The 26,503-nt window shown below is 55.8% G+C and carries 23 protein-coding genes, 1 pseudogene and 1 riboswitch; of the genes and pseudogenes, 11 read left to right on the top strand and 13 right to left on the bottom strand.

What is annotated here, in order from left to right; all coding sequences use genetic code 11:
* The first annotated feature begins 59 nt into the window (after window positions 1-59).
* The 3 genes from ACRDD5_RS03125 to ACRDD5_RS03115 are packed head-to-tail and all read left to right on the top strand — an operon-like array spanning window position 60 to window position 3,288.
* The gene (locus ACRDD5_RS03125; RefSeq protein ID WP_438675893.1) at window positions 60-1,337 is read left to right on the top strand and encodes a nucleoside permease; all 1,278 of its coding nucleotides are present in this window, start codon (window positions 60-62) and stop codon (window positions 1,335-1,337) included.
* Window positions 1,334-2,338, top strand: coding sequence for an ADP-ribosylglycohydrolase family protein (locus ACRDD5_RS03120; protein ID WP_438675892.1), 1,005 nt, complete (start codon window positions 1,334-1,336; stop codon window positions 2,336-2,338). Before ACRDD5_RS03125 ends, ACRDD5_RS03120 begins: the two co-directional genes overlap by 4 nt.
* Window positions 2,335-3,288: a PfkB family carbohydrate kinase gene (locus ACRDD5_RS03115; RefSeq protein WP_438675891.1), complete on the top strand. Its 954-nt coding sequence runs from the start codon at window positions 2,335-2,337 to the stop codon at window positions 3,286-3,288. The genes ACRDD5_RS03120 and ACRDD5_RS03115 overlap by 4 nt, the downstream gene beginning before the upstream one ends.
* Here ACRDD5_RS03115 and ACRDD5_RS03110 read toward each other — a convergent pair.
* From ACRDD5_RS03110 to thiM, 3 genes are read right to left on the bottom strand one after another with little or no spacing between them, the layout of a single operon-like run.
* Complete coding sequence (locus ACRDD5_RS03110; RefSeq protein WP_271282698.1) at window positions 3,262-4,008, bottom strand: GntR family transcriptional regulator; 747 nt, start codon at window positions 4,006-4,008, stop codon at window positions 3,262-3,264. The genes ACRDD5_RS03115 and ACRDD5_RS03110 overlap by 27 nt on opposite strands.
* Window positions 4,009-4,050: 42 nt before the next feature.
* Window positions 4,051-4,851 carry a bifunctional hydroxymethylpyrimidine kinase/phosphomethylpyrimidine kinase gene (gene thiD / locus ACRDD5_RS03105; protein ID WP_438675890.1) on the bottom strand — a complete coding sequence of 267 codons (801 nt, stop codon included), beginning with the start codon at window positions 4,849-4,851 and terminating at the stop codon, window positions 4,051-4,053.
* The gene (gene thiM, locus ACRDD5_RS03100; RefSeq protein WP_438675889.1) at window positions 4,848-5,618 is read right to left on the bottom strand and encodes a hydroxyethylthiazole kinase; all 771 of its coding nucleotides are present in this window, start codon (window positions 5,616-5,618) and stop codon (window positions 4,848-4,850) included. Before thiM ends, thiD begins: the two co-directional genes overlap by 4 nt.
* A gap of 35 nt (window positions 5,619-5,653) precedes the next feature.
* Window positions 5,654-5,750, bottom strand: a riboswitch (TPP riboswitch).
* A 181-nt stretch (window positions 5,751-5,931) separates the two neighbouring features.
* On the opposite strand from thiM, the gene ACRDD5_RS03095 reads away from it, so the two are divergent.
* From ACRDD5_RS03095 to ACRDD5_RS03080, 4 genes and pseudogenes are all read left to right on the top strand, one after another.
* A complete protein-coding gene (locus tag ACRDD5_RS03095; RefSeq protein WP_438675888.1) occupies window positions 5,932-7,332 on the top strand; it encodes a PAAR domain-containing protein in 1,401 nt (466 codons plus the stop codon).
* Window positions 7,333-8,209: 877 nt separating this feature from the next.
* Window positions 8,210-8,404, top strand: a pseudogene (locus ACRDD5_RS03090) (hypothetical protein); the annotation flags it as partial.
* Window positions 8,405-8,703: 299 nt separating this feature from the next.
* Window positions 8,704-10,086, top strand: a complete 1,383-nt coding sequence (locus ACRDD5_RS03085; protein WP_438675887.1) for a diaminobutyrate--2-oxoglutarate transaminase — start codon at window positions 8,704-8,706, stop codon at window positions 10,084-10,086.
* Between the two features lie 23 nt (window positions 10,087-10,109).
* Complete coding sequence (locus ACRDD5_RS03080) at window positions 10,110-11,576, top strand: pyridoxal phosphate-dependent decarboxylase family protein (RefSeq protein WP_438675886.1); 1,467 nt, start codon at window positions 10,110-10,112, stop codon at window positions 11,574-11,576.
* Between the two features lie 51 nt (window positions 11,577-11,627).
* On the opposite strand, the gene ACRDD5_RS03075 is transcribed toward ACRDD5_RS03080, so the two are convergent.
* Genes ACRDD5_RS03075 through ACRDD5_RS03065 form a run of 3 tightly spaced genes read right to left on the bottom strand, consistent with a single transcriptional unit; the run spans window position 11,628 to window position 15,411 of the window.
* Window positions 11,628-13,826, bottom strand: coding sequence for a polysaccharide biosynthesis tyrosine autokinase (locus tag ACRDD5_RS03075; RefSeq protein WP_438675885.1), 2,199 nt, complete (start codon window positions 13,824-13,826; stop codon window positions 11,628-11,630).
* A 5-nt stretch (window positions 13,827-13,831) separates the two neighbouring features.
* Window positions 13,832-14,272, bottom strand: coding sequence for an arsenate reductase/protein-tyrosine-phosphatase family protein (locus tag ACRDD5_RS03070; RefSeq protein ID WP_438675884.1), 441 nt, complete (start codon window positions 14,270-14,272; stop codon window positions 13,832-13,834).
* Window positions 14,272-15,411, bottom strand: a complete 1,140-nt coding sequence (locus ACRDD5_RS03065; protein WP_438675883.1) for a polysaccharide export protein — start codon at window positions 15,409-15,411, stop codon at window positions 14,272-14,274. The genes ACRDD5_RS03070 and ACRDD5_RS03065 overlap by 1 nt, the downstream gene beginning before the upstream one ends.
* A gap of 496 nt (window positions 15,412-15,907) precedes the next feature.
* Between ACRDD5_RS03065 and ACRDD5_RS03060 the strand changes: the two genes are divergently transcribed.
* Entirely contained in the window at window positions 15,908-16,240 is a 333-nt protein-coding gene (locus tag ACRDD5_RS03060) for an RcnB family protein (RefSeq protein WP_271282719.1), read from the top strand.
* 51 nt (window positions 16,241-16,291) lie between these two features.
* On the opposite strand, the gene apbC is transcribed toward ACRDD5_RS03060, so the two are convergent.
* Window positions 16,292-17,401: an iron-sulfur cluster carrier protein ApbC gene (apbC, locus tag ACRDD5_RS03055; protein ID WP_438675882.1), complete on the bottom strand. Its 1,110-nt coding sequence runs from the start codon at window positions 17,399-17,401 to the stop codon at window positions 16,292-16,294.
* 136 nt (window positions 17,402-17,537) lie between these two features.
* On the opposite strand from apbC, the gene metG reads away from it, so the two are divergent.
* Window positions 17,538-19,571, top strand: coding sequence for a methionine--tRNA ligase (gene metG, locus ACRDD5_RS03050; protein WP_438675881.1), 2,034 nt, complete (start codon window positions 17,538-17,540; stop codon window positions 19,569-19,571).
* 76 nt (window positions 19,572-19,647) lie between these two features.
* Here the strand turns inward: metG and ACRDD5_RS03045 are convergent, their stop codons facing one another.
* The 3 genes from ACRDD5_RS03045 to ACRDD5_RS03035 are packed head-to-tail and all read right to left on the bottom strand — an operon-like array spanning window position 19,648 to window position 22,566.
* Complete coding sequence (locus tag ACRDD5_RS03045) at window positions 19,648-20,118, bottom strand: DUF1456 family protein (RefSeq protein WP_271282722.1); 471 nt, start codon at window positions 20,116-20,118, stop codon at window positions 19,648-19,650.
* Between the two features lie 46 nt (window positions 20,119-20,164).
* Window positions 20,165-20,884, bottom strand: a complete 720-nt coding sequence (btsR, locus tag ACRDD5_RS03040) for a two-component system response regulator BtsR (protein ID WP_271282723.1) — start codon at window positions 20,882-20,884, stop codon at window positions 20,165-20,167.
* Window positions 20,878-22,566, bottom strand: a complete 1,689-nt coding sequence (locus ACRDD5_RS03035; RefSeq protein ID WP_438675880.1) for a LytS/YhcK type 5TM receptor domain-containing protein — start codon at window positions 22,564-22,566, stop codon at window positions 20,878-20,880. The genes btsR and ACRDD5_RS03035 overlap by 7 nt, the downstream gene beginning before the upstream one ends.
* Before the next feature lie 218 nt (window positions 22,567-22,784).
* Between ACRDD5_RS03035 and mlrA the strand changes: the two genes are divergently transcribed.
* Together mlrA and ACRDD5_RS03025 are read left to right on the top strand one after the other, a co-directional pair.
* On the top strand, window positions 22,785-23,519 hold the full coding sequence (gene mlrA / locus ACRDD5_RS03030) for an HTH-type transcriptional regulator MlrA (protein WP_271282725.1): 735 nt from the start codon (window positions 22,785-22,787) through the stop codon (window positions 23,517-23,519).
* Between the two features lie 59 nt (window positions 23,520-23,578).
* Complete coding sequence (locus ACRDD5_RS03025; RefSeq protein ID WP_271268768.1) at window positions 23,579-23,692, top strand: protein YohO; 114 nt, start codon at window positions 23,579-23,581, stop codon at window positions 23,690-23,692.
* Here ACRDD5_RS03025 and ACRDD5_RS03020 read toward each other — a convergent pair.
* Genes ACRDD5_RS03020 through ACRDD5_RS03010 form a run of 3 tightly spaced genes read right to left on the bottom strand, consistent with a single transcriptional unit; the run spans window position 23,667 to window position 26,488 of the window.
* Entirely contained in the window at window positions 23,667-24,404 is a 738-nt protein-coding gene (locus ACRDD5_RS03020; protein ID WP_438675879.1) for an ABC transporter permease, read from the bottom strand. The genes ACRDD5_RS03025 and ACRDD5_RS03020 overlap by 26 nt on opposite strands.
* A complete protein-coding gene (locus tag ACRDD5_RS03015; RefSeq protein WP_438675878.1) occupies window positions 24,388-25,338 on the bottom strand; it encodes an ABC transporter ATP-binding protein in 951 nt (316 codons plus the stop codon). The genes ACRDD5_RS03020 and ACRDD5_RS03015 overlap by 17 nt, the downstream gene beginning before the upstream one ends.
* On the bottom strand, window positions 25,331-26,488 hold the full coding sequence (locus tag ACRDD5_RS03010; RefSeq protein WP_438675877.1) for an ABC transporter permease: 1,158 nt from the start codon (window positions 26,486-26,488) through the stop codon (window positions 25,331-25,333). The genes ACRDD5_RS03015 and ACRDD5_RS03010 overlap by 8 nt, the downstream gene beginning before the upstream one ends.
* Between the last annotated feature and the right edge of the window lie 15 nt (window positions 26,489-26,503).

The following is a 26,503-nucleotide window of genomic DNA, read 5'->3' as shown; positions in this document are numbered from 1 at the left end:
AAAGGTATTATTGAATGGTATGTTAAAGGCGTACCCTCTCTGACATGCAGGATGAAGCAATGAAAACGAAAGTCCAACTGTCATTCATGATGTTTGTTGAATGGTTTATCTGGGGCGCATGGTTTGTGCCGCTGTGGCTGTGGCTGAGTAAAAGCGGCTTCAGCGCCGGGGAAATCGGCTGGTCGTATGCCTGTACCGCGATTGCGGCGATCCTCTCGCCAATCCTCGTCGGCTCGCTGACCGACCGCTTCTTCGCCGCCCAGAAAGTGCTGGCGGTGCTGATGTTTGCCGGTGCCGTGCTGATGTACTTCGCCGCGCAACAGACCGAGTTCAGCACCTTCTTCCCGCTGCTGCTGGCCTATTCCCTGACCTATATGCCGACCATCGCGCTGACCAACAGTATCGCCTTTGCCAACGTTAATGATGTGGAGGCGGATTTCCCCCGCATTCGCGTCATGGGCACCATCGGCTGGATCGCCTCTGGTCTGGCGTGCGGGTTCCTGCCGCAGATGCTGGGTTACAGCGATATCTCCGATACCAATATTCCACTGCTGATGACCGCCGCCAGCTCTGCCCTGCTTGGCGTGTTCGCGCTGTTCCTGCCGAACACCCCGCCGAAGAGTACCGGCAAGCTGGACCTCAAAGTCATGCTGGGGCTCGATGCCCTGATCCTGCTGCGCGACAGAAACTTCCTGGTGTTCTTTTTCTGCTCGTTCCTGTTCGCAATGCCGCTGGCGTTCTACTACATCTTCGCCACTGGCTACCTGACCGAAGTAGGCATGAAAAACGCCACGGGTTGGATGACGCTCGGTCAGTTCTCCGAAATTTTCTTTATGCTGGCCCTGCCGTTCTTTACCAAACGCTTTGGTATTAAGAAGGTCTTGTTGCTGGGTCTTATCACCGCCGCTATTCGCTATGGCTTCTTTGTTTACGGCGGTGCGGAACAATACTTCACCTACGCCCTGCTGTTCCTCGGTATTTTGCTGCACGGCGTGAGCTACGACTTCTACTACGTGACGGCGTACATTTACGTGGACAAAAAAGCGCCGGCGCACATGCGTACCGCCGCGCAGGGCTTGATTACGCTGTGCTGCCAGGGCTTTGGTAGCCTGCTGGGTTACCGTCTGGGCGGCGTGATGATGGAAAAAATGTTCGCTTATAAAGAGCCGGTGAATGGGCTGACCTTCAACTGGGCCGGAATGTGGACGTTTGGGGCAATCATGATTGCGGTGATTGCCGTGCTGTTTATGCTGTTTTTCCGCGAATCGGATAAAGAGATCACCGCAATTGAGGTGGTTGATGGCGATACCGCGCTGACACAAGGGGAAGTTAAATGAAACACGAACGTGTTCTCGGGGCTCTTTACGGGCAGGCGTTAGGGGATGCGATGGGCATGCCATCGGAGCTGTGGCCGAGAAAGCGCGTGAAAGCGCACTTCGGCTGGATCGACCGTTTTTTACCCGGCCCGGCAGAGAATAACGCGGCCTGCTATTTCAACCGCGCGGAATTCACCGATGATACCTCAATGGCGCTGTGTCTCGCCGACGCCATTATCGAGTGCGACGGGCAGATTAATGCGGACGTTATCGGCAAACATATCCTGCGCTGGGCGCTCGATTTCGACGCCTTTAATAAGAACGTACTCGGCCCGACGTCGAAAATCGCCCTCAACGCCATTCGCGACGGCAAGCCGGTCAGCGAGCTGGAAAACAACGGCGTCACCAACGGGGCGGCGATGCGTGCCTCCCCGCTGGGCTGCCTGCTGCCCGCGATGCCTCTGGAGCACTTTGTTGAACAGGTCGCGCTGGCCTCCAGCCCGACCCATAAATCGGATCTCGCCATCGCCGGTGCGGTGGTGATTGCCTGGGCGATTTCCCGCGCCATCGACGGAGAGCGCTGGCAAAACATCGCTGATGCCCTGCCGGGTATCGCCCGCTATGCGCAGGAGGCCAAAACCACCACTTTCAGCGCGTCGCTTGCCGCGCGCATTGAACTGGCGCTCAAAACCGTGCGGGAGGCCACTGGCACAGAGTCCGCCAGCGAGCAGGTGTATCAACTTATCGGGGCGGGAACCAGCACCATTGAGTCCGTTCCGGCGGCGATCGCGATGGTTGAGCTGGCGGGGACTGACCCGAACCGCTGCGCTATTTTATGCGCCAACCTGGGCGGCGATACGGACACCATTGGCGCAATGGCAACGGCTATCTGTGGGGCGCTGCACGGCGTGCAGGCGATTGACCCGGCGCTGAAGGACGAACTTGACGCCGTTAACCGCCTCGATTTTGGTCATTACTGCGAAAAACTCCTGCACTACCGGGAGCAAAGGGAGGCCGTATGAGTTTGTTAGCCCAGCGTCTGGAAGCCTTACACGCCACGCGCCCGGTCACGGTGCTGGGTGCGGCGGTGATTGACGTGATCGCCGATGCCTACGCCCTGCCCTGGCGCGGGTGTGATATCGAGCTAAAACAGCAGGGCATCAACATTGGCGGCTGCGCGCTGAACATCGCCATCGCCCTGAAGCGGCTGGGTATCAGCGCACAAAACGCGCTGCCCGTCGGTCACGGCGTGTGGGCGGACATTATTCGTCACGCAATGGCAAAACAGGATCTGCACAGCGTCGTGGAAGCCGAAACCGGCGACAACGGCTGGTGCCTGGCGCTGGTGGAGCCTGACGGCGAGCGGACCTTTATGTCGTTTAGCGGGGTGGAAAACCAGTGGCAGCAACCCTGGCTGGATGCGCTTACCGTGCCGCCTGACAGTCTGGTCTATCTGTCGGGTTACCAGCTGGCATCACCGTGCGGGGAGTTACTGACGGGCTGGCTGGAAGGACTGCAGGACGTGACGCCGTTTATCGACTTTGGCCCGCGTATTGCGGATATTCCTGACCCGCTGATGGCGCGGATTATGGCCTGTAACCCGATCGTGTCGCTCAATCGCCAGGAGGCGCAGCTCGCCGCTGAAAGATGGGGTGTCGAGGATGACAGTTTAGGCGCGTACTGGCAGCAGCGGTTCGGCTCAGTGCTGATTGTCCGTCACGACAAAGACGGTGCAGCCTGGTATGACGCTGAAACCTCGGGCTATGGTCCTGCCTTTCCGGCTACCGTGGTCGACACCATTGGCGCAGGTGACAGCCACGCGGGCGGTACGCTTGCCGGGCTGGCGGCGGGGTGGAGTCTGGCTGACGCGGTGATGCTGGGCAATGCCGTGGCCGCCTGGGTGGTCAGCCATCGCGGAGGGGACTGTGCCCCCACGCGCGAGGCGTTACTCTTCGCACACAAAGACGTATAGATCGCTGCGACAGTAGCTAATGCTGTACTCAATGGGCCGGTGTTGCTGGTCAAGCGCAATCTGCTTGATCACCAGCACCGGTATTTTGTCATCCATTTTAATATGGGTCTGAAATTCACTGTCCGGCATGCGGGCGCTGACGCGAGAACGGGTCCGCTGCGGGAAGATATTCTGGCTGCGAAAGTAGTCGTACAGCGAAATACCAATCGCATCCGGGTCAGGGATAAGTGCCACCGGAACCCAGGACTCTTCAATCGAGACGGCGTCATCATCCACATAGCGAATACGCTTCAGCAAAAAGACGTCACTTTCCGGGGCAATCGACAGCTGGCTGGCAACCTCTTCCGGACACTTCACCACCCGCTTGTTGACCCATAGCGTGTTGGGCTTTTTACCGCGCAGCACCACCTGCTGAGAAAAACCGCGCGCTTCCTTAAGGGAATATTCAAAGATATTATTGATTTGTGTCCCGTAGCCCCGGGCGCGCGTCACTACCCCCTCCTCTTCCAGCGCCTGCATTGCTTTACGCACCGTAATGCGCGATACCCCGGTCAACTGGCTCAGATCGCGCTCACCTGGCAGAATATTCCCGTGGGCCAGCACCCCGCTGCGCACCGCATTTTTTACCGTTTCGGCAAACTTCAGGTACAGCGGGGTATTGTCCGGTGCCGCGATCCGTTCAGTCAGCTCAGCAATTAGCCGGGTATGCGCTTGTTCCATCTCTGTTTTTCTCAGGCCTGATATCTCCTGCCAGTATAAGGCTTACCACCACGCGTGGAAATGGTGTACCGGCCCAATACCGTGACCCACTTCCAGACTATCGGCTTTTGCCAGCGCGCTTGAGAGCCAGCGCTTGGCCTCCTGCACCGTATCAGGCCAGTTGTCATGACGTGGACGTAATGCCGCGAGGGCAGCAGAGAGCGTACAGCCCGTACCGTGGGTATTTTTGGTCTGCACGCGCGGGGCCGTAAAGCGGAGTTCGCCGTCACGGGTAAAGAGCCAGTCCGGACTTTCGGCATCCTCCAGATGACCACCTTTCATCAGTACCGCCCCGCAGCCCATGGCGAGTAGCGCAATGCCCTGCTCTCTCATTTCACGCTCGTTTTGTGCGTGCGGGGCATTGAGCAGCGCAGCCGCTTCGGGCAGATTGGGTGTGATCAGCGCTACCTGTGGCAGTAGCTTTATACGCAGCGTATCGACGGCGGAAGCCGATAATAGTGGATCGCCGCTCTTTGCCAGCATCACGGTATCGAGCACCACGTTCTGCACCTGATAACGTTTAAGCTGCTCTGCCACGGCCTCAACAATATCCGTCTCTGCCAGCATGCCGATTTTGGTGGTATCGATGCGCACATCGCTGAACACCGACTCCAGCTGCGCGGCCACAAAATCCGGTTCGATGCGATACACCGACTGGACCCCACGGGTATTTTGCGCCACCAGCGCGGTGATGACCGAGCAGCCGTAGGCGCCCAGCGCGGAGAAGGTTTTCAGGTCGGCCTGGATCCCTGCGCCGCCGCTGGGATCGGTACCGGCAATGGTCAGAGCGTTAATGCGCTTCATGCCTGATCCCCCAGATTCCACAAAGCATCCAGAAACGCCGTCGCAAAACTGCCCGGCCCCTGACTTTGTGCGGCAGCGAGGGTGCCCGCCCGCTTCATCCAACCACAGGCTGCGGCGATGTTATCCAGCCGATCGCCCGGCAGCGAACAGCTGGCCGCCGCCACCGCCGACAGCGCGCAGCCGGTGCCCACCACGCGGGTCATCATCGGATTGCCGCCGGTCACAGCCTGGATGCGCTGCCCGTCAGTGACGTAATCCACCTCGCCGGTCACCGCCACAATTGCATTGGTCTGACGCGCCAGCGCCTGCGCCGCAGGCAACGCGCTGGCTGCCGTATCGGTGGTATCCACCCCGCGCCCGCCCGCGCTCATCCCGGCCAAGGCCATAATTTCTGAGGCATTGCCGCGGATGGCGGCAGGTTTCAGGGCGAGAATTTGCTGGCAAAAGCGGGTGCGGTACGCCAGCGCCCCAACGGCGACCGGATCGAGCAGCCAGGGTTTGCCTGCGGCGACGGCGCTTTCGATTGCCCGGCGCATCGACTGAGCACGCGACGCAGTCAAGGTGCCGACGTTAATCAGCAGCGCATCGGCCACAGAGGCAAACTGTTCGGCCTCTTCGGCTTCAATCACCATCGCCGGTGACGCTCCGAGAGACAGCAACACGTTCGCGGTAAAGGTCTGCACCACATCATTGGTCATGCAGTGCGTCAGCGGGGAACGGGTTCGGAAATGGTGTAAGGCGTGTAAATTGAGCAGGTCAGGCTGCATGGTATCGCTCCTGCCTTGCGCGAAGAAGCGATAGCCCGGAGGGCATCTGACTTCCCTACGCTGGCATTATCCAGATCAGGTGGTACGGGTATTTCTCAGCCTTCACAAGGAAGGGCACCCCGAGTCATGTAAGTTAAATCTTTTTACGCCCGCCAGATTAGGGGAAGCGGCTTGCTGGTGCAAGCAGTTCATCCGGCCCCCCTTACTGATTGTTACGAAACGAAGTTTCCCTTAAGTCTGATACTTGTTGCGCATGGGGTGATTGTTTGTAAAATGACCTCCTTGATTATTTCCTCATTAACCAGAGGGATTTATGGCGACAGGGATTGTGCTTTGCCAGGGGGACAGAACAACATGCGGAGGAAGAATCGTCGTAGGCTCAGCGCTGGGTATTGCTTTCGGTAAACCGATAGCAAAAGAAGGCGACCCTGTAACCTGTGGCAAAGACGGCAACACGTACAAGATTATTGGCGGGATCTCAATTTTTACGGATGGTGCAGATAACAGACGTGTAGCAGGGTCACTTGATAGCTACAGTTCATGCCCCTGTAAGGCAAAAATACGCCCCTCTAACGCTTACCCCATGTATGAAAAAGAAGAACCACAGGCATTCGGAAACGCAGGCTCAGCGACTGTGGCTCCACTATCCGCCTCACTCGCTCCAGAAGTTTACTCAGAGCCTGAACAGCACGCACAGACAGCGAAGAAGAAAAAATCGGGCATAGATGCAGGTTTCGCTGTTCTCCCCTATGGCGGTACGACAGAAGCCTGGCAACGTCTGCTGTTCACTGAAAACCCACCGGCAGGAGCCAAAGCGCTATTTGCTACGCTGAACGGTGCAGACCAAAGCTATAAAGCTGGTTCGATTATGCTTCTGGTTGATCCTGAAAAGCAGGACGACGAGCAGATCGCCCACATGCAAAAAGCAAAAGCCAGGGTTGATGCAGCCCTTGAGCCGCTGACACATAAAGAAGCTAATTTCCTGCACAAGCATTACGCCACCATTGCCCATTTTTCTAACATTGCGGATAAAGGAATAGGGCTTGTTGCCGATCCGGTCGGGAAATATTTTGAGAATATCGAACGAATTCTCAAAGAGATCCAGGCGACATATAAAAATACGTATATGACGCGAGGCGCATTGATCGGTGAACAATTCTATGTGAGGCGTACTCAACTCTTCAACGAACTCGACAGTATTCTCAAAGTTGGCTTCCTGAATAAAGCGATGAAGCTTGGAGAGTATAATAAAATCAAAAATGTGCTGGGTTTGTCTACCCGTTCAATAACATACCAATGGAATGAGACTGGGATCAGCGATATTGAAGGATACGCAACCCATATTGAGCGCGCAGCTAAATATGTTAAAGCAATGCGCTATACTGGTTACGTTGGAATAGTGTTTAGTGCGGTTCACTCAATCAATGAGATAAATGAGGCTTGTTCAACTGGTCGCGAAACTGAATGTGCGAAGAAAAAATATACAGAGATCGGTAGCTTCGCTGGTAGCCTTGCTGGTGGTTATGCCGGAGGTGCTGTTGGTATGGGTATCTGCTCTTTAGTTTTGGGTGTTACAACAATAGAGGTAGCCGGGGCTGGTGCCTTAGCCTGTGGCATAATTCTTGGGAGTGGTGGCGGTGCCCTTGCTGGTGAATACTTCTCAGACAAAGGCGAAGGCTTTGGTGAGATGATTTATAACTCGGTAGGTAAATAGTGTGAATATTACATCTGCTATTTTATTTGTACTCTTTATGGTTTTTACAATAATAACATATGGGTATTCCGCATTAAAAAACAAGCATCACATTATATTGTGTGAAATTTTCCGCGAGCGATTTGGATTTCTACCAAATGGAATAATACTTGCTCAGGCAGGGGGGCTTTTTTTTACATTTCAAAAAGACTTTTATTTCTTCTTACCTCTTATTGTAAAGAAAGGCAGTTTCATAGTTAGAGGTATGAACTCAGACCATTATGATTTCATCAGAACTTTACCCGATGAAATGACATCATGGCTAAAAGTTAAGTTCACATTATTTTTGATAACTATTATTTTAATTCTTTCTAATGTCGCTGCCTCTTATCTATTTATCAAATCGTGAAAAATAGAAGCCAAATATACTTTTATTTGGCTTCTTCTCTTTCTAACCATTTACTCCCAATCCAGACCATCAATCACATAAGAAACTGAGGATAAGGGAAACATATGTAAATAACGCTTAGTGAGACCTCCGTTTTTCTCATGCAGTGGGATTTGGATATTATTCAGCGCGTGGAGCGAGAGACGAGCAATCTGCCTGAGCTCTAACCCCAAAGCGCTGAACGCTTCGCCATTATCTGCTTAATACTATCCCCGCGTGGCGTAAGAATAACGAGGCGGGCAGTTAAAATACCTTTTGTAGAGGGAGTATCGTTCTCGCCACTCCCTCTACAGACCACTCTCATCTTTTTAGCTATTCGTGCTAAGTGTGATCTGCATCAAGCTGTTTAGCCTACCCTTTCGCGATAGTACCCTCGCGTTAGCAATCCGTTACTTCTATAGAAACAAGACCGTCATGCCGACGCGTTCTCAGCTCACTTAAGGTTAATCTATGAACAAGATTGTATTAGCAGGTATTGTGGCAGCGCTTCTCTCAGGCTGCGTCTCTGAGGAGCAACGCTTAGCAGACTGCGAAGCAAAAGGCGTAAGCCGCGATGCGTGCTATATCGCCGATCAGAACCGTCAGGCTACGATCAATGCGGCAGCTGAAAAGCAGGCGTTAGAGAATGCGCAAGCGGCAACAAAGGTTAAAAAGTAAGTTTACGGCGTCCAAAAACCTTTGCCCGCCATCGCGCTGGTGAGGGTATTTTTTTGCCCGGAATTGCCCCACTTTTTTAGCCTGAGCGCCCGCGGGTAAACCGTAGTCGCCATGCGGGTTAACGGCCTGCGCGCGTCAATTGCGAACGCGTAACAAAACGATAAACAATTAACCATTGAGCCCCACGCAAAAAGGCTCTATATTGGCCGCGAATTTTTGATGCCCTTCTCATTTTTCTTTTAATTGTTCAATCGTGGCCATCGATGAGCCGCGGTTGTAGGAGTGATATGATGACGGATAAAGTCCGTATTGATTCTTTGAATGCCTCTTCTTTCAAAACCAACGAAACCTATCTGGCCCGTCAGGCCGAAATGGAATCCAACGTCAGAAGTTACCCACGCAAACTGCCTTTAGCGATTACTAAGGCGGACGGCGTGTGGATCACTGATGCGGATAACAAAGAGTATCTTGATTGCCTTGCCGGAGCGGGAACGCTGGCATTGGGTCATAACCATCCTGATGTGCTGAAAAGCATCCAAAGTGTCATTACCAGCGGCTTGCCGTTACATACCCTGGATCTGACTACGCCGTTGAAAGACGAGTTTTCAGAATACCTGCTCTCCGTTCTGCCTGGTCAGGGCAAAGAGTATTGCCTGCAGTTTACCGGCCCTTCCGGCGCGGATGCGGTTGAAGCCGCACTGAAGCTGGCGAAAAAAGTCACCGGCCGCAGCGGCATTATCAGCTTCTCTGGCGCGTATCACGGAATGACGCACGGCGCACTGTCCGTGACCGGCAACCTGTCTCCGAAAGAAGCGGTCGACGGCATGATGCCGGAAGTGCAGTTTATGCCTTACCCGCACCAGTACCGCTGCCCGCTGGGTATCGGCGGTGAAGCGGGCGTTAAAGCCCTGAGCTACTACTTCGAAAACCTGATCAACGACGTTGAAAGCGGCGTGCGTAAACCGGCTGCCGTTATTCTGGAAGCGGTTCAGGGCGAAGGCGGCGTGAACCCGGCTCCGGTTGAGTGGCTGCAGCGTATTCGTAAAGTGACTGAAGAAAACGGCATTCTGTTGATTCTCGACGAAGTGCAGGCGGGCTTTGCCCGTACTGGTAAGTTCTTCGCCTTCGAACACGCAGGTATCCAGCCTGACATCGTTGTGATGTCTAAAGCTGTGGGTGGTGGTCTGCCGCTGGCCGTGCTCGGCATCAAAAAGCAGTTCGATGCCTGGTCTCCGGGTCACCATACCGGCACCTTCCGTGGCAACCAGCTGGCGATGGCCACTGGCCTGACTACCCTGCAGATCCTCAAAGAGCAGAACGTTGCTGATAAAGTTGCCGCCCAGGGCGAGTGGCTGAAAGCAAAACTGGTTGAGCTGCAGAAACGCTATCCGGTTATTGGTCACGTGCGCGGTCTGGGCCTGATGATCGGTATTGAGATCGTGAAACCGCACGAAGCGGCAGACCACATGGGCTGCTTCCCGGGCGATGGCGATCTCTCTGCACTGATCCAGAAGAAATGCTTCGAAGCTGGTCTGATTCTGGAACGTGGTGGTCGTAACGGCAACGTTGTTCGTCTGCTGCCTTCCCTGCTGATAAGCGACAAGGAACTGAACGTGTTCCTGGACAAATTTGAGCAGGCACTGCTTGCTGCGGGCGTTCGCCCAGCCTAACCGAACCGGAGACGAAGCATAAGATGTCAGATTTAAACCCGATTTTGTCGTCATCGGCGCATAGCATTGAAGCCTATCAGCAGGCTATCGAGCAGAGCACCCAGGCGGTCATGCAGTGGCTGAAACAGCCGGAAATGTATCAGGGTAAAACGGTCGCCGAGCTGCGCGATCGTATCAACCTGGATTTCAACCCGGAAGGGCTGGGCAACGAAACCGCGATTGCGCGTGCCGTTGAATATTTCCTGAAAGACAGCCTGGCGGTGCATCATCCGCAGTGCGTAGCGCATCTTCACTGCCCAAGCCTGGTGGTAAGCCAGGCGGCGGAAGTGATGATCAACGCCACTAACCAGAGCATGGATTCCTGGGATCAAAGCCCGTCGGCGACCATTATCGAGATCAAACTGATTGAATGGCTTCGTACCCGCCTGGGTTATCAGGCTGGCGATGCGGGCGTGTTCACCAGCGGCGGCACCCAGAGCAACATGATGGGTCTGATGCTGGCACGCGATGCGTTCTTTGCGCGTCTTGGCCACTCGGTCCAGCAGGATGGTCTGGTGGGCGATCTGCGTAAAATTCGCGTTCTGTGCTCTGACAGCGCTCACTTCTCCGTGCAGAAGAACATGGCGCTGATGGGTCTGGGCTACCAGTCTGTCATCCAGGTGAAAACGGACGAATGTTCGCGTATGGATCTTAACGATCTGGCGGCGAAGATTGACCACTGCAACGCCAACGGTGAGCAGATCCTGGCGATTGTTGCCACGGCAGGCACCACGGATGCGGGTGCTATCGATCCGCTGCGTGCAATTGCAGAACTGGCGGCGAAGCAGAATATCTGGGTTCACGTGGATGCGGCCTGGGGCGGCGCGCTGCTGATGTCCGAGAAGTATCGCGATTACCTGGACGGCATCGAGCTGGTGGATTCCGTTACCCTGGACTTCCACAAGCAGTTCTTCCAGACCATCAGCTGCGGGGCGTTCCTGCTTAAAGAAGCGCGTCACTATGAGCTGATGCGTTATCAGGCGGCGTACCTGAACTCCGAGTTCGACGAAGAGGCGGGCGTGCCGAACCTGGTATCCAAATCCCTGCAGACAACCCGTCGTTTCGACGCGCTGAAGCTGTGGATGAGCCTGGAAGCGCTGGGTGAGAAGAAATACGCTGAGATCATCGATCATGGCGTGACCATGGCCCAGCAGGTTGCCGCATACGTGACCGAGCAACCGCTGCTGGAACTGGTGATGCCACCGCAGCTGGCGAGTGTGCTGTTCCGCTTCCGTCCTGAGCAACAGCTGGACGACGCGGCCATCGCGCTGCTCAACCAGAAGATTGGTGATGCGCTGCTGGATTCGGGTCGTGCCAACGTTGGCGTGACCGAGCACAACGGTGTTACCTGCCTGAAGCTGACCCTGCTGAACCCAATCGTGACGCTTGAGGATGTCAAAGTCCTGCTGTCGCTGGTGGAACGTACGGCGCTCGAGCTGCTGTCTAAATAAGTCGTTATACCCGGTAGCCGCTCGGCTACCGGGTCTTTTCCCCTGTACATCCTATCGTCTTGCTGTCTGTGCGCCCTCGTTTTGTGCTGCGGAGTAACCGTAGGCGTCGTAACCGGAGCTGTAATAGCTGGCGGCGGATTTCATGACATCGTTCAGAATGGCGCCTTTGATGTTGACCCCCATCTGCTGCAAACGTCGGTAGCTGACCTGCATCTCCCTGACGCTGGTGACGTTAAAGCGGGCAACCAGCAGAGTCGAGGCCGCAATTCCCCCCACCAGAGCGGCATCCGTGACGGCAAGAATGGGCGGGGTATCCACAATGACCATGTCGTAATGCTCACTGGCCCAGCGCATAAACTCACGAAAACGGCTATGCATCAGCAGTTCAGAAGGATTCGGTGGGTATTGTCCACAGGTCACCACATCGAATTTGCCGCTGGCGTAGGTCTGGACGGCCTGCTGGAATTCTTCCTTCCCTGACAGGACATCGGATAAACCCGCGTCGTTTTTCAGATCAAAAATATTGTGCACATAGCCTTTACGCATGTCGGCATCGATGAACAGCACGCGCTGTTCAACCTGCGCCACCAGCGCCGCCAGCGACGTGCTGACCAGCGTTTTGCCACAGTCCTGCGTCGGCCCGCTGAACATCAAAATATTATTCTGCGCATCCATCATGGCAAAATGCAGGCTGGTGCGTAATCCGCGAATGGCTTCGACAAAAATATCCAGCGGCCGGTCCACCGGCAAAAACGGCACGTCGGTAGTTTTATGCTTAAAGCACCAGGAGAAGTATTTGCCGCTTAAGAGAGTTTTTCTGCTCAGCCATTCTGAACGCGGTAGAGTGGCATAGACGTTGATGCCCTCACTTTCCAGTTGCTCCGGACTGTTGATACCGCGTCGCAGCGCCGATTTTGCCAGTACCAGCCCCATCGACACGAACAGTCCACACAGCGTCATCATCATCACGATCAGCGCTTTGCGCGGCTTTATGGGTGCAGGTTGCGTCACCGCCGTGTCAATAATACGTACATTGCCGATGGCGCTGGAGCGCGAGATGTTCAACTCCTGCTGGCGTGTCAGAAGCTGCAGGTACACCGCGCGACCTGAATCCACATCGCGGCTCAGGCGGACGATCGCCTGCTGTGTCGATGGCATCGCACTGACGCGTTTGTTTAGCCTGTCCCGCTCGCCTTCTAAGGTCAGACGCTTCTCCCGCAGTGCACGATACGTCGGATGGTCTTTTTTAAAGTGCTGCGAGATTTCGGCTTCGCGAAAGGTCAGCTCATTCAACTGATTATCGACATTAACGATTTGCTCTAGCACTGACTTGGCTTCCAGCGTCAAATCAACCGAATCACGTTTCTTACGATAGGCATTCAGACGCTCTTCAGCATCCTCAAGCTCGGTACGCACTAGCGGCATCTGTCGCTGAAGAAAGTCAAGACTCTTAGAATCCTGTGCCGCCTGACGGTCAATGTTTTGCTGCAGATAGCTTTGTGTGATGTGGTTTAGGGTGCGAGCAATGCGTTCGGGGTCGGTGCCAGTGAGGCTCAACCCGATTATCCCGCTCTCTTTGCCCTGTTGTGTCACGCTAAAATTGCGGCTCAGGTCATTGATGGCTTCAAGCAGCGAGCGCTGCGTAATCGAAAAACGCGTGCCTGCTGGCGCAGACAATTCGCGAACCCTGATTGAGACACCCGTTTTATGCAATGACTCGCCAACATTTCCCTGCGCGCTAAAACCTTCTCCTTCCAGCAGGTATTGACCCTCACTTTGTACTGTGAGGATGAGCGGCTTCACCTGCCCCTGAGCAGGCGGCAGCGTTAACATGTCAACGGTCAATATATCGGGTTGCTGGCCAATCAGGCGAGCCCAGATTTTGCCCACCAAAGGTAAGTAGATCGGGACTATCTCATCTCGTAAGCGCAGTGCCTCAACCGTTTCGCCGAGGATCATGCGAGATTTCATAAGATACATTTCAGCTGAAGAGTCCGGTGCAAGGTCTGGTGAGAGCTGATTCAAGGTTTTGAGAATAGTGTTCTGATGCTTATCTTCTATTTGCACCATCGCATCAGCGATATACACCGGCGAAGTAAATAATGCGTAAATCCCCCCACAAAGCGCAAAAATTAGCGTGAGGCTAATGATACACCAGCGATGATCAATGAATTCTCCAACAAGGCGCGCCAGATCCAGCTCTTGGTTTTCTACAGTACAACCTTGTGTATTTATCGTTTTTGCCGACATGTCCGTCATCCCTTAACTTTAAGTCTTTTAGCCCATTCCTGACTCGCCTCACCAAGCTGGCGAAAGACGTACTCAAAAGCATCCATGCTTTTCCCGTAAGGATCAGGTATCTCCTGATCCTTCAACCATTGCCCAAACAACAGCGCTTTACCGCGTACCTCTGGTGCGATAAGTGAGATACGATTAATTTGCTCTGCTTCCATGGCGAGGATCAGATCGCTTTGCCGCATCATTTGGGCCGTCAGCTGGCGGCCGATATGCCCCACCAGAGAGATGCCATGCATCATCGCCACGCTCTGTGCTTGAGGATCCGCACGGTGGCCAACCAGCGCGCTGACCCCAGCAGATGACACCTGCAGCGTCGGGAGTTGCTGGAGTAAAAGACGCTCTCCCAATGGCGAGCGACAGATATTGCCGGTGCAAACCACCAGAATGGAATGAATCATTATTCAGGCCAGGACTTAATAAAACGCACGGTTTCCGTCAGGTCATGCACGCCGGTGATGGTCGGTACAAGCTGAGTCAAAACCCGGTTCCAGCGCGACAGCGGTGCCGTGGTGACGTAGACGATGTCGTAGGGCTGCAGCTGAAACTCCGTGCCCAACACCATAGCGGAGGCATCACGGGCGTTGAGCTGATAGATCTGCGCAATCTTGCCGTCGGGGCTTTTACCCGAGGTGGAGCGGATCACAAAAATACCGGTGGCATCGGCCATGTCCTGATTCAATCCGCCGGCATTAGAAAGCGCTTCGGCCAGCGTCATGCCGCTGCGGTCCATCTTCAGAGTGCTTTGCTTAATCACTTCACCCATCACAAACACTTTCAGGGCATCATTACGCGGAATAAACAGAATATCCCCCGGCCACAGCAACCGGTTTTGCGTAAGATCGCCATGCTGCATCAGGGCATACAGTGAAATGCGCGAGTCTTTGCCGTCATGCGTGAGCACCACGTTACGCCAGTCTGCGTCAGCCGAGAGGCCACCTGCCGCATTAATGGCATCCATGACCGTCAGCGGAATATTGGTGATGGGCTGCTGACCCGATTTGTTTACCTCACCGGTGATATAGGCCTTTTGCGAGCGGAATGCGGCGATACTGACATCGACCTGCGGGCTTTCAATCACCCGATCCAGTCGGGCAGTGATCTCTTCCCGCACCTGTGCCAACGTTTTACCCGCAACGTGGAGTTTGCCGACGTAGGGATAAAAGAGCGTTCCGTCTGCGCCGACCCAGTTCCCGGTATCGCTGGCGCTGCGGTATTGCCCGGCTGGCGTGGTGAGTTCCGGGTGATCCCAGACGGTAATCATCAGCACATCCCCAGGCCCAATGCGGTATTCCCAGCGCGCTAATGCTTCATCGAGATTCGGATTTACCTGAGATTTAGCTCCGACGGGACGAAGCTTTTCAATAACAGAGGGCGTCAGCGGCCAGACATCCACTTTCTTATTAAGATCCAGCGGGTTGTCGGCCACGGCAACGTTATTTTTTCCGGAAGTATTTAGATGTTGACCGGGAATAATTGTGCAGCCGGTTAATAAGATCGCTGCAAAAAAACCGGCACCTGCGCGGAGTGTCGTTTTCATTAATAATAAAACTCTGGTAATTGCGTTAATATTCCATTAATCCCGACGCGGAACGCGTAGCGAGCGCCATTAAGTAATTAAACAAAATGTATTTATAATTATACGGTTACAAAAAACACCTGATAAAATCAGAGGACTCATCGTACTGATAACCACCTGGTCATTGATTATAAAAGAGGGAAATCAAAAGCAGGATCAATAATTGCAAACGCATCATAAACATTACGCTATAAAAAAAATACAATTCGACATTAATTATTTTGTCAGTAGCAGTCATTTAGGATTCTATAAAAGGAACTATTGATTAAGGCGTGTATAAATAACATAGAATTCATACCATCAATAGTCAGCGCTGCGCGACTGAACGTCTGAATGAACAGATTTGTTACATTTTTTCGCCAACGGGCCAGTTGGCAAAAACATAAAATAGCTCGCCTGTTGCTCGATGAGGGAACAGCAGAGCAAAGGTAACAGCCATGGTAAATCTGGAGAAAAAATGACTAAAGCAAAATTACTACTTCTGGGCGTAGTGATGTCAGTTGCGAGCGCGGCATTTGCAGCACCGAAGGCCGCAGCGGCACCCTCGGGCATCCAGGCCTATGAGGAAAAGGAGTTTATTGCCGATTTTACGAAATTTAAGATTGGTGATTTCGCCCCGGCACAGTACCTGACGCCTGAGTACACCATTAAACAGTACAATTTGCGCAACCTTCCTGCGCCGGCAGAAGGCACACACTGGACCTATATGGGTGAAAACTACGTCCTGGTGGGGAATACGGATGGCAAAATTATGAAGGTGTATAACGGCGATATCTTCTACCACCGTTAATCGACGCTTTTACTGCACTTCAGGCTGCCCGCAACGAGCAGCCTGAATGTTTTATACCGCGCGGAACGCGATATCCCCCGGGATAATCTCACCCTGCCAGTAAAGCTGCGCGGCGACACGATCCGCCAGTTGGCGATACATCTCGGTGAAATCACTCTCAGGACGGTTCACCACCGTCGGCTTACCGCTGTCCAGATCTTCACGCAGGGTGATATGCAGCGGCATCTGGCCGAGCAGTTGGGTATGATACTGCGCCGCCAGCTTCTCTGCGCCACCGGAGCCAAAGATCGCTTCATGATGGCCACAGTTGCTGCAGATGTGCATGCTCATGTTTTCGACCACGCCCAGCACCGGCACCTCCACTTTTTCGAACATCACGATGCCTTTTTTGGCGTCGATCAGGGCAATGTCCTGCGGCGTAGTAACGACGACGGCCCCGGTAACCGGGATGTTCTGCGCCAGCGTCAGCTGAATGTCACCGGTACCCGGAGGCATATCCAGCACCAGATAATCGAGATCAGGCCACATCGTCTCCTGCAGCATCTGCATCAGCGCTTTGCTGGCCATCGGCCCGCGCCAGACCATGGCGTTATCATCAGTCACCAGATAGCCAATCGAGTTGGTCGCCAGTCCGTAGGCCATAATCGGCGCCATATGGGTGCCGTCAGGTGAGGTCGGACGTTGGTTTTCTGCTCCCAGCATGTTGGGGATCGACGGGCCATAGATATCGGCATCCAGAATACCGACCTTTGCCCCTTCTGCGGCCAGCGCCAGCGCCAGGTTCACGGCGGTGGATGATTTGCCCACCCCGCCCTTGCCTGAGCTGATGGCAATAATGTTTTTCACGCCGTTTACGCCCGGGTGGTTTTTCACACGCTTCAGGGTGGCGATAGCGTGCGTCAGCTTCCAGTCAATGGCTTTTGCACCGGTGATGCGCAGCAGTTCAGCACTCGACTGCTCTTTCAGCGTCTCAAACGCGCTGCTCCAGACAAACGGCATCTGCAGTTCGATATGCAGGGTGTCATCCAGCCACGCCACGTGGTGCAGCGCTTTCAGCGTCGTGAGATTATGCTTCAAGGTTGGATGCTGAAAATTAGCCAGCGTACCGGCGACCATTGCGCGTAAGGCTTCCGGTGATTTGGCCTGGGATTGAGAACTCATCCCGACTCCTTTGTTCTTGTGAATAAGACCTTTGTCAGACAAGTTTACCTGAAAGGCCATGGTTTGTGCTTACTTAATAATGACCCTTTTGGTACTATCAAAAACCCTTTTTACTGTAAAAGAAGTAATGCCCACTATGACTCAAGTCGCGAAAAAAATTCTGGTAACGTGCGCACTGCCGTACGCAAACGGTTCAATCCACCTCGGCCACATGCTGGAGCATATCCAGGCTGATGTCTGGGTCCGTTACCAGCGAATGCGCGGCCATCAGGTTAACTTTATCTGCGCGGACGACGCCCACGGCACGCCGATCATGCTGAAAGCCCAGCAGTTGGGAATTTCTCCTGAGCAGATGATCACCGAAATGAGTCAGGAGCATCAGACCGATTTTGCCGGCTTTGACATCAGCTACGATAACTACCACTCGACGCACAGCGACGAGAACCGCGAGCTATCGGAGCTGATCTACACCCGCCTGAAAGAGAACGGTTTTATCAAAAACCGCACCATCTCTCAGCTCTACGATCCGGAAAAAGGCATGTTCCTGCCGGACCGTTTTGTGAAAGGCACCTGCCCGAAATGTAAGGCTGCGGATCAGTATGGCGATAACTGCGAAGTGTGCGGCGCGACCTACAGCCCGACTGAGCTGATTGAGCCAAAATCTGTGGTCTCCGGCGCGACGCCTGAAATGCGTGATTCCGAACACTTCTTCTTCGACCTGCCGTCGTTCAGCGCGATGCTGCAGGCGTGGACCCGCAGCGGTGCGCTGCAGGAGCAGGTGGCGAACAAAATGCAGGAGTGGTTTGAATCTGGCCTGCAGCAGTGGGATATCTCCCGCGATGCACCGTACTTCGGCTTCGAAATCCCGGACGCGCCGGGCAAATATTTCTACGTCTGGCTGGATGCGCCAATCGGCTACATGGGTTCCTTCAAGAACCTGTGCGACAAGCGCGGCGACACCGTCAGCTTTGATGAATACTGGAAGAAAGACTCCACCGCCGAGCTGTATCACTTTATCGGCAAGGACATCGTCTACTTCCACAGCCTGTTCTGGCCAGCGATGCTGGAAGGCAGCAACTTCCGCAAGCCGACCAACCTGTTCGTCCACGGCTACGTGACGGTCAACGGCGCGAAGATGTCCAAATCGCGCGGGACGTTCATTAAGGCCAGCACCTGGCTGAACCATTTTGACGCGGACAGCCTGCGCTACTACTACACGGCGAAGCTCTCTTCCCGCATCGACGATATCGACCTGAATCTTGAAGATTTCGTCCAGCGCGTGAACGCAGATATCGTCAACAAAGTGGTCAACCTTGCCTCGCGTAATGCGGGCTTTATCGCCAAGCGTTTCGACGGTGTGATGGCCGCTGAGCTGGCGGATCCGGCCCTGTACCAGACCTTTATCGACGCAGCACAGACTATCGGCGATGCGTGGGAAAGCCGCGAGTTCGGCAAAGCCGTCCGCGAAATCATGGCGCTGGCCGATCTGGCCAACCGCTACGTTGACGAGCAGGCACCGTGGGTGGTGGCGAAACAGGAAGGCCGCGATGCCGACCTGCAGGCTATCTGCTCCATGGGTATCAACCTGTTCCGCGTGCTGATGTCCTATCTGAAGCCAGTTCTGCCGCAGCTGGCAGAACGTACCGAAGCGTTCCTGAACACCGAACTGAGCTGGGATAGCATCAATCAGCCGCTGCTCGGCCATAAGCTGAACGCGTTCAAGGCGCTGTATAACCGCATTGAGATGAAGCAGGTTGAAGCGCTGGTCGAGGCCTCTAAAGAAGAGGTGAAAGCCGCAGCCGCACCGGTCACCGGTCCGCTGGCGGATGAGCCGATTCAGGAGACCATCAGCTTTGACGATTTCGCCAAAGTCGATCTGCGCGTGGCGCTGATTGAAAACGCGGAATTTGTTGAAGGCTCCGACAAACTGCTGCGCCTGACGCTGGATCTGGGCGGCGAGAAGCGTAACGTCTTCTCCGGCATCCGCTCCGCATATCCGGATCCGCAGGCGTTGATTGGCCGCCACACGGTGATGGTGGCGAACCTCGCCCCGCGTAAAATGCGCTTTGGCATCTCGGAAGGGATGGTAATGGCCGCCGGCCCTGGTGGGAAAGATATTTTCCTGTTAAGCCCGGACAGCGGTGCGCAGCCTGGTCATCAGGTGAAATAAACGAAAAAGCCGGAGATTATCTCCGGCTTTTTTATGCCCTTTCACCGGGTGGCGGCGTCGCCTTACCCGGCAAAAATCACGCTTTCGGGTGATGCACCCGATGGGTCAATCCGCGCAGGAAATTACGCAGAAACTGATCCCCGCACTCGCGGTAATTTTTATGTTCCGCCGCGCGCATCATGGCGGTGATTTCCGGGACAGAGACACGGAACTTTTGCTCGGTCATGATCGCCAGAATATCGTCGGTCTTCAGGGAAAATGCGATACGCAGCTTTTTCAGCACCGTGTTGTTGTTAACACGACGCTCAAGCGCCAGCTCAGGGGCGGATTCATCTTTGCCGCGCTTGTCATAGATCAGACCATTCAGGAAGCCAGACAGGATGATATCCGGGCAGCGGATAAATCCCTCCTCATCTTCTTTTGTCATCCAGGTATCAAACCCGGCGGACGTGGCTTCCATGTCGGCAAGTGCAAGAATGCGCACCATGTCGTTATTATTTGCTTTCAGGGTGTAGCGCAGGCTACGAAGAATGTCATTACTAAGCATGAGTGCCTTTAACTGTCGGTGAAGCGATGGGCGCAGTGTACCAGTTTTACAGCCCTATCGCCTCTTTCAGGCTCTTCAGATAGCGACGGCTGACCGGTACCGTCTGCCCTGCCCTCAGCACCAGCTCCGCCTGCCCGTTCTCCTCCAGACGGATCTCTTTCAGATGCGCCAGATTGACCAGAAACTGACGATGACAGCGCAGCAGTGGCGTGCGGCTCTCCAGCGTTCTCAGCGTCAGTTCGGTAAAGCCCTCTTTGCCTTCGTGGCTGGTAACAAATACCCCACTCATCCGGCTGCTGACAAAGGCCACGTCGTCCATTTGCAGCAGATAAATACGGCTGTGGCCGGAACAGGGGATAAACTTCAGCGGCTGCTGGTTTTCCGCCAGCAGCGACACATCCTGCACGCTACGCTCCTGACGCAGGCGGCTCAGGGTCTTTTCCAGCCGCGGCTCTTCAATGGGTTTCAGCAGGTAGTCGAAGGCATGCTCTTCGAACGCTTTTACCGCGTACTCATCAAAGGCGGTGAGAAACACAATATAGGGCCGGTGCTCCGGGTCGAGCATCCCCACCAGCTCCAGGCCGCTGATACGCGGCATCTGAATATCCAGAAACAGCACATCCGGGCGCAGTTTATGCACCGCGCCGATGGCTTCGATGGCGTTGGCGCACTCACCGACAATCTCGATATCGCTCTGCCCCTGCAGCAGGAAGCGCAGATTCTCCCGCGCCAGAGGCTCATCATCAACAATCAGCACATTTAACATGCGTGTTCCTCCAGAGGCAGTCTTAAGGTTATGCGGGTAAATCGGTCCGGCTCGCAGGCGACGGTGATCCCGCAATTCTCACCAAAGTGGGCACGCAGGCGTTTATCTACCAACCCCATCCCCAGGCCGCCGTCCTCTTGCGCAGAGGTATACAGCCCGGCGTTATCTTCAATATCCAGCACCAGATAGCCATTGAAGCGGCTGGCGGTAATGGCTATCTCGCCGGTGCCCAGCAGCTGCGACGTCCCGTGCTTGATCGCATTTTCCACAATCGGTTGTAAGGTGAAGGCGGGCAACTGCTGCCAGGCCAGCTCATCCGGCACCGAGAGCTGCACCTGCAGGCGGGACTGGAAGCGCGCCTTCTCGATTTGCAGATAGGCATTCACGTGCTCAATCTCATCGGCGAGGGTGACAATTTCGGACGGCCGCTTCAGGTTTTTACGGAAAAAAGTCGACAGAAACTGCACCAGGTGGCTCGCCTGATCGCTGTCCCGACGGATCACCGCCTTCAGGGTATTAAGGGCGTTAAACAGGAAATGCGGATTGACCTGGGCATGCAGCAGCTTGATTTCCGACTGGGTCAGCAGCGCCTTCTGCCGCTCGTACTGCCCGGCGAGGATCTGCGCCGACAGCAGCTGGGCAATCCCCTCCCCGAGGGTACGGTTGATGGAGCTGAACAGCCGGTTTTTAGCTTCATACAGCTTGATGGTACCCATCACCCGCTGGTTTTCGCCGCGCAGGGGAATCACCAGCGTCGAGCCCAGCTTGCATTGCGGGTGCAGCGAACAGCGGTACGGCACTTCATTGCCGTCGGCGTACACCACTTCCCCGGTTTCAATGGCCCGCAGCGTATAGGTGGAGGAGATCGGTTTGCCGGGCAGATGATGATCGTCGCCGGTACCGGTAAAGGCCAGCAGCCGCTCGCGATCGGTGATGGCGACGGCGCTGATATCCAGCTCCTGGTGCAGCACCTGTGCCACCTTCATGCTGTTCTCTTCGTTAAAGCCCTGCCGCAGGATCCCCTCCGTTGAGGCCGCTACCTTCAGCGCGGTAGCCGAAAAGGCAGAAGTATACTTTTCAAACATCGCCCGCTTGTCGAGCAGAATGCGCATAAACAGCGCCGCGCCCACCGTGTTGGTGACCATCATCGGCGCGGCAATATTGCCGACCAGATGCAGGGCATTATCGAACGGGCGGGCAATCAGCAGGATGATCAGCATCTGTACCAGCTCAGCGACCAGAGTGACAACCCCCGCCGTCAGCGGGCTAAAGACTTTATCCGGGCGCCCGCGTCGGACCATAATGCTATGCACCAGCCCGCCGAGCAGCCCTTCGACAATGGTCGAGATCATACAGCTCAGGGCGGTCATGCCGCCCATTGAGTAGCGGTGCAGCCCGCCGGTGAGTCCCACCAGCCCGCCGACCACCGGGCCGCCGAGCAACCCGCCCATCACCGCGCCAATGGCACGGGTGTTGGCGATAGAATCCTCAATATGCAGGCCCAGATAGGTGCCCAGGATGCAGAAAATCGAGAACGTGACATAGCAGAGCAGCTTGTGGGGCAGGCGAACGGTAACCTGCATCAGAGGAATAAACAGCCGCGTTTTACTCATCAGCCAGGCGATGACCAGAAACACGCACATCTGCTGTAGCAGCAGCAACACCAGATTAAATTCGTACATACCTGGAAACCGAAAACTCTAAAAGCGCGTAACATACACTGATGCGCTGTAACTTTCTTTGTGGCCGTTCTGGAAAGATGGTTTTTCGTGTCCAGCGTCACATCTTTTCCTTAACATAATCTGATTATCGCATTTTTTGTGCAAAAAAAGAGCAGCCCTTCCTGGTTCGACAATCTGCGACTACAGTTAATCTGGGTAAGCGCAAGCCGGGGGATTCCATGGCGCTGTATACGATAGGGGAAGTAGCACTCCTGTGTGATATCAATCCTGTAACGTTACGAGCATGGCAGCGGCGTTATGGATTACTTAAACCGCAGCGAACCGACGGTGGACACCGCCTGTTCAATGATGCCGATATCGACCGGATCCGTGAGATTAAAGGCTGGATCGATAATGGCGTCCAGGTGGGCAAAGTCAAATCGTTGCTGAGCCCGGAAAACAGCGATGAACAGGATATCTGGCGTGAACAGCAGGAGGTGCTGCTGCGCTATCTCCAGTGCGGTCATCTGCATCGCCTGCGCGTGTGGCTCAAGGAGCGAGGCAGCGAATACCCGGCCCAGACCTTAATTACCTCTCTTTTCATTCCGCTACGTCGACGCCTGCAATCACAACAACCCACCCTTCAGGCCCTGCTCAGCGCGCTGGATGGCGTACTGATTAACTACATCTGTATTTGCCTGGCCTCGGCGCGCAAGAAGAACAGCAAAGATGCGCTGGTGGTCGGCTGGAATGTTCACGACACCACCCGCCTGTGGCTGGAAGCGTGGATTGCCGCCCAGCAGGGCTGGCGAGTCGATGTGCTGGCGCACTCGCTGGTGCAGCTGCGCCCGGAGCTGTTCGATGGCCAGACGCTGCTGGTGTGGTGTGGCGAGTCGCCTACGGCCGCTCAGCAGCAGCAGCTTACCCGGTGGCAGGAAAATGGTTATCCGGTGTTCCCGCTAAACGGCAATTAATGGTTCATTAACACCTGCGCTTCACCGTATAATCGTGCCGATAACATAAGGAGCACATTATGAACGCAGCCAAAGTGGCCGTTATTACCCTGTTCGTTCTCATGGCTGTCAGCGGTATCGGCGGCGTGATGCTGGCAGGCTATTCGTTTATTGTTCGCGGCGGTGTCGGCTGAGTCTCTGCGCCAGCCGCTCAAACGCGCGATCCACCACAATCGCTGCCAGCGCCACCAGCACAGCCCCCTGAATGATGTAGGCGGTATTAAAGCCGCTTAAGCCGATAATGATCGGCGTTCCCAGCGTGTTCGCCCCCACCGTAGAGGCAATCGCCGCCGTCCCGATATTAATGATGACAGAGGTGCGGATCCCGGCCAGCATCACCGGTGCCGCCAGCGGCAGCTCGACGTTGCGCAGACGCTGCCAGCCGCTCATTCCCATCCCCTCAGCCACGCTGATGGCCGCCGCAGGTACCGCCGCCAGGCCTGCCAGCGTCGCCTGTAAAATCGGCAGCACGCCGTAGAGGATCAGAGCGACAATTGCCGGCTGCTGACCAAAACCCATTACCGGCACCGCAATCGCCAGCACCGCCACCGGCGGAAAGGTCTGTCCGACCGCCGCAATGGTCTCGACCAACGGGCGAAACTCGCGTCCAGCCTCGCGAGTGACGGCGATCCCGGCGCCGATCCCCAGCGCCATCGCCAGGACGCTGGAGACCCCCACCAGCCAGAAGTGGGAAAGCGTCAGGCTGAGAAAGCTCTCCTGCTGATAGACCGGGCGCGGCAGCGCAGGAAACAGCGCGCTGAACAGCGGTGCGCTGTAGGGCATCACCAGCAGCAGGGCGATAAACAGCGTCACCAGCCACAGGAGCGGATCACGGAGCCACATCATCCCCCACCTCCGTTCGCAGCAGATCGCGAAAATAAAGGGTGCCGCACGGCTGATTGTGCTCATTGACCACCGGCAGGGCTTCGCAGCGACAGGTGACAAACGCCGAGAGCGCATCCCGCAGGCTCATGGCGTCGCGCAATGGGGTGGCGTCGCTTGGGGCAATCTCCTGGCGCATGGATCCGCCTACCGTACGCAGCGACAGCAGGCGCACGCCCAGCTCGCTGCGGCCAAAAAATTCGCGTACAAAGGCATTCTCCGGCTGGGTCAGCAGGGTCAGGGGCGTGCCCTGCTGCACCACGTTGCCGTGATCCATCAGCACCAGATGATCGGCCAGCCGCAGGGCTTCATCGATATCGTGGGTCACCAGAATAATGGTGCGCCCGAGAATACGGTGAATGCGGGTCATCTCCATCTGCAGCGCACCGCGGGTGACCGGATCGAGCGCGCCGAAGGGTTCGTCCATCAGCAGCACCTCCGGGTTAGCCGCCAGAGCACGCGCCACGCCGACCCGCTGCTGCTGGCCGCCAGAGAGCTGGTGCGGATAGCGCTCCCGCAGCACCGGATCCAGCCCCAGCAGGGCCATCAGTTCATCCACACGATCGTTAATTTTTTGCCGGGGCCATTTTTGTAGCTGCGGCACGGTGGCAATGTTGCGCGCCACCGTCCAGTGCGGAAACAGGCCAATCGACTGAATGGCATAACCCATCCGCCGACGCAGCGCCAGCATCGGCAGGCTGCGGATCTCCTCCCCGGCGAAGCGGATCAGACCGCTGTCATGCTCTACCAGCCGGTTGATCATCTTCAGGGTGGTGGATTTGCCCGAGCCCGAGGTGCCAATCAGCACCGAGAAGGCCCCTTCGGCAAAGGTCAGGTTCAGGTTGTTGACGGCGGGTTGCCCGGCAAAAGTTTTGCTTACATCATGAAACTCAATCATTGGAACTCCTTTTGAGCAGGGCTATCCACAGCGCGAACAGGGCGTCGATCACCACCGCCAGCGCAATGGTCGGCACCACGCCCAGCAGCACCAGATCGAGGGCGCTGCTCAGCAGCCCCTGGAACACCAGCGCACCAAATCCCCCTGCGCCAATCAACGCCGCAATCACCGCCATCCCTACCGTCTGCACCGCCACCACTCGCAGGCCGCGCAGCAGCACCGGCAGCGCCAGCGCCAGCTGGATCTGCCAGAAGCGTTGCCTGCTATTCATTCCCATCGCGTCGGCGCTCTCCAGCACCTCGGCTGGCACCTGGCTCAGCCCCGCCAACACCCCGCGCGCCAGCGGCAACAGGGCGTAAAGCACCAGGGCAATCAGCGCCGGGGTCATGCCGGTCCCGGCAATACCCAGCGACGACAGCCAGGGCCAGGCACGGGTCAGTCCGGCCAGGGGCGCAATCAGCAGGCCAAACAGTGCCACCGAGGGAATGGTCTGAATAACGTTCAGCACCGCAAAAACCGGTCCCTGATAGCGCGGCTGGCGATAGCAGAACATCCCCAGCGGTACGCCCATCAGCAGCGCCGGAAACAGGGTCCCCAGCAGCAGGGTCAGATGCTGTGTCAGGGCCTCATTAAAGACATCCTGCCGGTTGGCATACTCCTTGAGCAGCGACAGGGCGTTAAGTTCGCCGTGAAAAAGCAGCAATAATGGCAGGATCCAGATTTGCGCCTGCAGCAGCCAGCGCCAGAGCGGCTGCGGGCTGAGTCGGCGGATAACATCGCTACAGGCCAGCAGGCTCAATGCCAGCCACAGCCACAGGCCGCTGCCCACGCCGGTGCGCGCCAGCGGGCTTTCACTGCTGGCGAGGTGCGAGGCGGCAAGCCCGGCGCTCCAGACCAGCAGGGTAAACAGCAGTTGGCAGACCGCCAGCGTCGCAACCAGCGCCCAGCGCCCGCGCACCAGGGTTAACCCCAGCAGCAGGCCCAGCGGCAGGAACAGCAGCGCAGGCGAAAACGACCACACCTGCCATGCCGCGCGCCCTACCCCGGACATCAGCCGGTTAGGGGCGAAATTCACAAACGGCAGCGCGCCTGCAACCACGGCAATCATCGCCAGCAGTAGCAGGACGCGGTTATGACATCGTATTGGCACCGAACAATCCTGGGG

Source organism: Silvania sp. (genome assembly GCF_051656365.1).
In the GTDB taxonomy this organism is placed as follows: Bacteria; Pseudomonadota; Gammaproteobacteria; order Enterobacterales; family Enterobacteriaceae; genus Enterobacter; species Enterobacter hatchlandensis.
This window is presented reverse-complemented; position numbering and strand designations above follow the sequence as displayed.